The organism is Candidatus Palauibacter scopulicola (genome assembly GCF_947581915.1).
GTDB lineage: Bacteria > Gemmatimonadota > Gemmatimonadetes > Palauibacterales > Palauibacteraceae > Palauibacter > Palauibacter scopulicola.
This window is the reverse complement of sequence record NZ_CANPWG010000030.1, coordinates 68,795-75,279: the sequence shown is the minus strand read 5'-3', so window position 1 is coordinate 75,279 and position 6,485 is coordinate 68,795. Positions and strand designations below refer to the sequence as shown.

Here is a 6,485-nt window from a genome sequence, read left to right as displayed (position 1 = left end):
CCCGCGTGTCGTAGCCGTCCGGAAGCCGCTCGATGAACTCGCGCGCGTGCGCCGCCTCCGCGGCCGCCTCGATCGCCGGATGGTCCGCATCCGGCCGCCCGTAGGCGATGTTCTCCCCGATCGTACCGGCGAAGAGCGGGTGGTCCTGCGGGACGGTGCCGATCCGCGATCTCAGGTCCGCGACGCCGCAGGCCCGCACGTCGGTCCCGCGTACGCGCACGGTGCCCTCGGTCGCATCCCAGAATCGGGGGATGAGCGACGCGAAGGTCGTCTTCCCGGCGCCGCTCGGCCCCACGAGGGCGACAACTTCGCCGGGGGCGATCGTCGCCTCGATCCCTTCAAGGGCCCACGGTTCGCCCTCGCCGTAGCGGAACGAGACGCCCTCGAAGGCAATCTCCGGCGGGCCTTCTCCCGCGAGCGAAGCCGGCGTCTCCGGGTCCGTGATCTCGCTGTCGCGGTCGAGGAGGTCGAACACACGCCGCGCGGCGCCCTGCGCCTCCTGGTAGCTGCCCCAGAGGGAAGCGAGCGCCATGATCGCCGCCGCGACGGAGAAGGCGTAGAGGAGGAACGACACGAGCTGCCCCGCCGTGATCTGGGCCGTGAGCACGAGCCGTCCGCCCTGCCAAAGGACGGCCACGATGCCGCCGAACGCGACCACCGTGAGCGCCCCGAAGAGGACCGCCCGCACCACGGCCCGCGAGAGCGCCGCCTCGAGCGCGGCTGCGATGCCGGTCCGGTAGCGGGCCTCTTCCCACTCTTCCCGCACGAACCCCTGTACGACGTCGATCTGGCCGAAGGCCTCGTCCGCAACCGCGTGCGCGGCGGCGAGGCGGTCCTGCACCTCGGTGCTCCGCCTCCGCAGGAGACGGCCGAGGGCGAAGCCCGCGAGGACGACCACCGGGGCGACGGTCAGCGTTGTCAGCATCAGTTGCCAGTGAAGCAGCGTGAGCAGGATCACGGCGCCGACGAGGAAGAGCACCTGCCGCACGAGTTCGGCGATCTGATGCCCCATGATCTGCTGGAGCGTCGAGCAGTCCGAGGCCAGCCTCGAGGTCAGTTCGCCGCTGGTGCGACCCGCGTGAAAGCCGGGGGAGAGCCTGACCAGCTTGGAGAAGAGTTCATCGCGCAACTGCGTCACGACCCGCTCGCCCGTCGCCCCCAACCAGTAGGTCTCGCCGAAGTTGAACACGCCCTGGAGCGCGAAGAGTCCCAGCAGTCCCAGGGCGATCGCCCCCAGGAGGGCGGGGTCGCCCTCGCCGAAGGCCGCGTCCATCAGGTAGCGGACGATGAGGGGGAAGGCGAGCCCGATCGCCGTGCTCAGCAGGAGGCAGATCCCGGCCCCGACGAGCGCGGGGCGGTGGGCCCGCAGTCTCGGGGCGAGCCGCTGGAGGGCGAACATCGAAATGCGTGCTCCGGAGTCCGACATCGCGCTTGGCCTCTCCACCGTCCCCGTCTATCTTCCGCGCCCCGGCGACTCCGGGAGGGACCGAAGTTCGCACGGATCGCGAAACCGGCGCAAACGCACCCCGGAACCCCTCATGCCATCGCCTCCTCTCCACAGCGGATCGCGGCGCCACGCGCGGATCATCGCGGCCTGGCTCCTCGTCGGCTGCGCGCTCGTCGCGGCGACCCTCGTCGTCGGCGGCGTGACCCGCCTGACCGGATCGGGTCTCTCCATGGTCGACTGGGAGCCGGTGGGCGGCGTCGTTCCTCCGCTGAGCGCCGAGGGCTGGGAGCGCGAGTTCGCCGCCTACCGCGACTCTCCGGAGTACCGGCTCGTGAACCGGGGGATGTCGCTGGCCGAGTTCAAGCGCATCTTCTGGTTCGAGTACGCGCACCGGCTGCTGGGACGCGTGATCGGCCTCGTCTTCATCATCCCCTTCGTGGTTTTCCTCCTGCGGCGGATGATTCCCCGGCCCCTCATTCCCCGCCTCCTGCTCCTGTTCGCACTGGGCGGTGCGCAGGGGCTCCTCGGCTGGTGGATGGTGCGGAGCGGACTCGTCGACATCCCCCGCGTGAGTCCCTACCGGCTGACCGCGCACCTCGCGCTCGCCGTCCTCGTCTACGCGCTCACCCTGTGGACCGCGCTCTCGCTCCTGCGCTCCGGGGCGGGGAACGGCGCCTCGGAGGCCGCGCGGAGCGCCGGTCCTCGACGCGGGGCCGCCCTCGTGCTCGGCCTCGCCGCGCTCACCCTGCTCTCGGGCGGCTTCGTGGCGGGCCTGGACGCGGGACTCGTCTACAACACGTTCCCAAGGATGGGGGACGGCTGGATCCCCCCTGACCTCTTCGGGGCGAACCCCTGGTGGCTGAGCCCCTTCGAGGACCGGACGACGGCGCAGTTCAGCCACCGCATCCTCGCGATTGTCTTGCTCGCGGGCGTCACGACGCTCTGGTGGGCCTGCGCGCGCCGCGTCGCGGGGGCGGCGAGAATGTGGGCGCACGCGGGCTTCGCGGCGGCGTGGGTGCAGGCGGCGCTGGGGGTCGCAACGCTACTGCTCTTCGTCCCCGTCTCCCTGGCGGCGCTCCACCAGGCGAACGCGCTCGTCCTCTTCACCGCGCTCCTGGGCCTCACCTTCGAACTCCGGCGCTAAACGGCCTCCAGGAGAGCCACGTGGCCGAGGCCGCCGGCGGCGCACACGCTGACGAGCGCCCGCGTGCCCGAGGGGTGCTCCGCGAGTTCGAGCACGGCCTGGGAGAGGATGCGCGCTCCGGTGGCGCCGAAGGGATGCCCGAGCGCGACGCTGCCGCCGTTGGGGTTGATGCGGTCGCGCGGGAACGAGCCGAGGCCGTCCTTCACGGAGGAGCGCGTGGCGAGCCACTCCGAGTCCTCGAGGGCCGCGATCGTGCACAGGACCTGCGCCGCGAACGCCTCGTGGAACTCCCACAGCCCGATGTTCTCGAGCGTCAGTCGGTGGCGATGGAGCAGTTCGGCGATCGCCAGGGCCGGCGCGATGAGCAGTCCCTCCCGGTCCGGATCGATCGCGGCCTGTCGCCAGTCGAGGAGGCGCGCCCGGGGGAGGGAGTCGGGGAGCCGGGACAGGCCATCCTCGGACGCGACCCAGCACGCCGCGGCCCCGTCCGTGAGCGGGGTCGAGTTGCCCGCCGTGAGCGTCCCCTCGGAGCGGGAGAAGGCGGGGCGGAGGCCGGCGAGCTTCTCCAGCGACGTGCCGGCGCGCGGGAGGGTGTCGCGGTCGATCGGGAAGGTACCGGGCGTGACGAGCAGCCGCCGGAAGAACGCCCCCTCGTCCCGGGTGGCGCCCTCGTGACTCGCGAGCGCGAAACGGTCCTGGGCCTCGCGCGAGATGTTCCATTCACGGGCCATCTCTTCGGCGTGCCGTCCCATCGTCTTCCCCGTCGTGCGCTCCTTCACCGCCGGGGCCGAGATGCGGAGGTCGCGGGGGCGAATCCCCGCCAGCGTCCGCACCATGCGCGGCGGGCTGCCCGCGCTCCCTGCGCGCCGGATCGTCCGGCTGAGTCCCGGCGAGAGTCCGATCTGCGTGTGGCTCATCGACTCGACGCCGCCGCAGAGCGCGAGGTCCGCCCGTCCCGCGATGACCTGTCCCGCCGCGTGAGTGGCGGCAGCGATCGATGTGGCGCACGCCTGGACGATGCCCTGCGCCGGGACGCTCGCATCGAGTCCCGCGTCGAACCAGACTTCCCGGCCCCAGTTACTCACCGTGAGCGAGGGGATGACCGCGCCCCACAGGAAGAGGTCGATCCGGCCCGCCTCCTCGCGGCCCGGGCCCCCGTCCCCCGCCACCGTCTGCTGGATCACCGGAGCGGAGAGCGCGAGACCGTCCAGGCGCGAGAGTTCGCGGTCGATCTTCGCGAACGGACTGCGCAGGCCGGGGAGGACGAAAGCGGATCCAGGGCTCATGCGTGGCATCCTATCGGTCGTCCATCCAAGATGGAACGATCCACGGCTTCGGCGCGCGGGCGCGCCGGGTTCGGCGGTTTCCCCGAGGAACAGGAGCGCAGATTGACGGTACGGGTGCGGTTCGCCCCCAGTCCCACCGGTTTCCTGCACGTAGGCGGCGCGCGCACGGCGTTGTTCAACTGGCTGTATGCCCGGCGCGCGGGCGGGACGTTCCTCCTGCGCGTGGAGGATACGGATCGGGCCCGTTCCCGCCCCGAGCACACGCGGGCCATCCTGGAAGGACTCGCATGGCTGGGGCTGGACGTGGACGAGGGGCCGGTCTTCCAGGCGGACGGCGTCGAGCGCCACCGGCGCGATGCCCTGGCGTTGCTCGGGCAGGGCGCCGCCTACCGCTGCTTCTGTACTGCCGAGGAACTCGCGGCGCGCCGCGAAGAGGCGCAGCGGGCCGGGTCCGGATACGGCTACGATGGCCGCTGCCGCCGGCTGGACCCCGTGGTGTCGCGGGCGCGGGCCGACGCCGGGGAGCCGTTCGCCCTCCGCGTTCGGGTGCCGGAGGAGGCGATCGAGTGGGAGGACATGATCCACGGACCGATGTCGTTCCCCGCCGGTTCGATCGACGACTTCATCATCCTTCGCTCCGACGGGACGCCCGTCTACAATCTCGCCGTCGTCTCCGATGATGCGGAGGCGGGGATCACGCACGTGATTCGCGGGGACGACCATCTCTCGAACACGCCGAAGCAGATTCTCCTCTACCGGGCCCTTGGCCGGCCGCTCCCCGGCTTCGGGCACGTGCCGCTGATCCTCGGGCCGGACGGCAAGCGGCTCTCGAAGCGCCACGGCGCCCTTTCGGTCCTCGCCTATCGCGACGGCGGCTACCTGCCCGCGGGGATGGTGAACTTCCTCGCGCTCCTCGGCTGGTCTCCGGGGGACGACCGCGAGGTGTTCGACGTCGGAGCCCTGGTCGAGGCGTTTTCCATCGGTCGCGTGCTGAAGAAGAGCGCGGTGTTCGACCTTGAGAAGCTCGGCTGGCTGAACGGGCGCCACATCGCCGACGCTCCGGCGGCCGACCTGGCTGTCGCGGTCGTCGAGATTCTCGGCCGCGAGGCGCGGGAGGAGGGGGGGGAGCTGGCCGGGAGCCACCCCGGACTCGAAACCTCGCCGGAGCGTCTGGCGCGCATCATCGCTCTGGTGAAGGGGCGGCCGCGGACGCTTCCCGCGCTCGCGCGGCAGGTCTCTCCCTTCTTCGCCGCGAGCGTCCGCTACGACGAAGCTGCGGTGAAGCGCTTCTGGAAGCGGCCGGAGGAGACGGCGTTCCACCTCCGGCGCCTGGCGGAGCGTCTCGCCGGCGAGGCCGCCTTCCGCGACGTGGAGACGTTGGAGTCCGAGGTGCGGGGCCTTGCGGCGGAACTCGATGTCGGTGCGGGGCGGATCATCAACCCCCTCCGCGTCGCCCTCATGGGCCAGGGCGTAAGCCCCGGGATCTTCGAGGTGCTCGAGGCGATGGGGCGGGAGCGGGCCCTGGCCCGGATCGGCGCGGCGGTCCGTTTCCTGGAAGCCCGGTTGCCCACCGCATGAACGGGACGTGGCCGGCCGAGCACGAGGCGCCGATGCGGCGGGCGCTCGAACTCGCGGCCCTCGGGGGCGAGCGGGGAGAGGTGCCCGTCGCCGCCCTCGTCACGGACCCGGCGGGCGAGATCGTCGCGGAAGCGCACAACCTCACGCGGACCGACGCCGACCCGACGGCCCACGCGGAAGTGCTGGCGTTGCGCGCCGCCGCCGCCCGCCTTGGGGACTGGCGCCTCGAGGGCCACACCCTGTACGCGACGCTCGAGCCGTGCGCGATGTGCGCCGGCGCCGCGGTCCTCGCGCGCGTTCGCACCGTCGTGTTCGGGGCCGCGGACCCGAAGGCCGGAATGTGCGGGTCGATCGAGAACCTGGTCTGCGACCCGCGGCTGAACCATCGGGTGGAACTCGTGTCCGGCGTACTCGCCGAGGAATCCGCCCGTCTCCTGCGGGACTTCTTCCGCCAGCGCCGCTAGTCGGGGGGTGGCGCCGGCTCAGCCTCGTGCGTCCGCGGGCTCGTCGTCGCACACCGCGCACGCCCTCGCGTCGGCTTGGCAGACACGGGCGCCCTGCAGAAGCGCGCCCGCAAGGACCAGGCTGCCGGCGGTCGACGTCGCGGTCTCGGGCAGCGGCTCGAGCCAACCGGCGAGGGAGATGGCCCAGAGCACGGCTCCGCCCGCAAAGGCGAGGCGTACGATCGCATTCCTGCCGGCCGGGCCCAGGAAGAGCATGACCGCGCCGAGGACGACGGTCCCGACCAAAAACCCTCGTTCCACTCCTTCGGAGAGCGCGAGCGCGGGCGCCACGGCGACGAGGAGCGGCGTGAGCGCGCAGTGCACGCCACACCAGGCCGCGGCGCACGCCGCCAAGCGCGATCCGGAAACCAGATACCCGCTGGGCGGGACAGTTGCAAAAGGGGTTTTCATGATACCGAGTCAACGCCGGGAACGAAGAGAGCAGAGCGTGAACGCCAAGGCGTAATGATAATCGATTCTCACTTCCGTGTCACGAAAACTACGCGCGGTCCGGGAGATGCCCCGGA

6 protein-coding genes are annotated in these 6,485 nt (G+C 71.8%); 3 read left to right on the top strand and 3 right to left on the bottom strand.

Annotated elements, in window-relative coordinates:
- On the bottom strand, nt 1–1,426 hold a 1,426-nt coding region (locus RN743_RS06100; protein WP_310777589.1), incomplete at its 3' end, for an ABC transporter transmembrane domain-containing protein.
- Between the two features lie 112 nt (nt 1,427–1,538).
- Between RN743_RS06100 and RN743_RS06095 the strand changes: the two genes are divergently transcribed.
- Nucleotides 1,539–2,591, top strand: coding sequence for a COX15/CtaA family protein (locus RN743_RS06095; RefSeq protein ID WP_310777586.1), 1,053 nt, complete (start codon nt 1,539–1,541; stop codon nt 2,589–2,591).
- Here RN743_RS06095 and RN743_RS06090 read toward each other — a convergent pair.
- The gene (locus RN743_RS06090) at nt 2,588–3,877 is read right to left on the bottom strand and encodes an acetyl-CoA C-acyltransferase (RefSeq protein ID WP_310777583.1); all 1,290 of its coding nucleotides are present in this window, start codon (nt 3,875–3,877) and stop codon (nt 2,588–2,590) included. The two genes, RN743_RS06095 and RN743_RS06090, sit on opposite strands and share 4 nt — an antisense overlap.
- A 30-nt stretch (nt 3,878–3,907) precedes the next feature.
- On the opposite strand from RN743_RS06090, the gene gltX reads away from it, so the two are divergent.
- Together gltX and tadA are read left to right on the top strand one after the other, a co-directional pair.
- Complete coding sequence (gene gltX, locus RN743_RS06085; RefSeq protein ID WP_310777579.1) at nt 3,908–5,455, top strand: glutamate--tRNA ligase; 1,548 nt, start codon at nt 3,908–3,910, stop codon at nt 5,453–5,455.
- A complete protein-coding gene (tadA, locus tag RN743_RS06080) occupies nt 5,452–5,919 on the top strand; it encodes a tRNA adenosine(34) deaminase TadA (RefSeq protein WP_310777576.1) in 468 nt (155 codons plus the stop codon). Before gltX ends, tadA begins: the two co-directional genes overlap by 4 nt.
- An 18-nt stretch (nt 5,920–5,937) precedes the next feature.
- On the opposite strand, the gene RN743_RS06075 is transcribed toward tadA, so the two are convergent.
- On the bottom strand, nt 5,938–6,312 hold the full coding sequence (locus RN743_RS06075; protein WP_310777574.1) for a MerC family mercury resistance protein: 375 nt from the start codon (nt 6,310–6,312) through the stop codon (nt 5,938–5,940).
- Nucleotides 6,313–6,485: the final 173 nt, after the last annotated feature.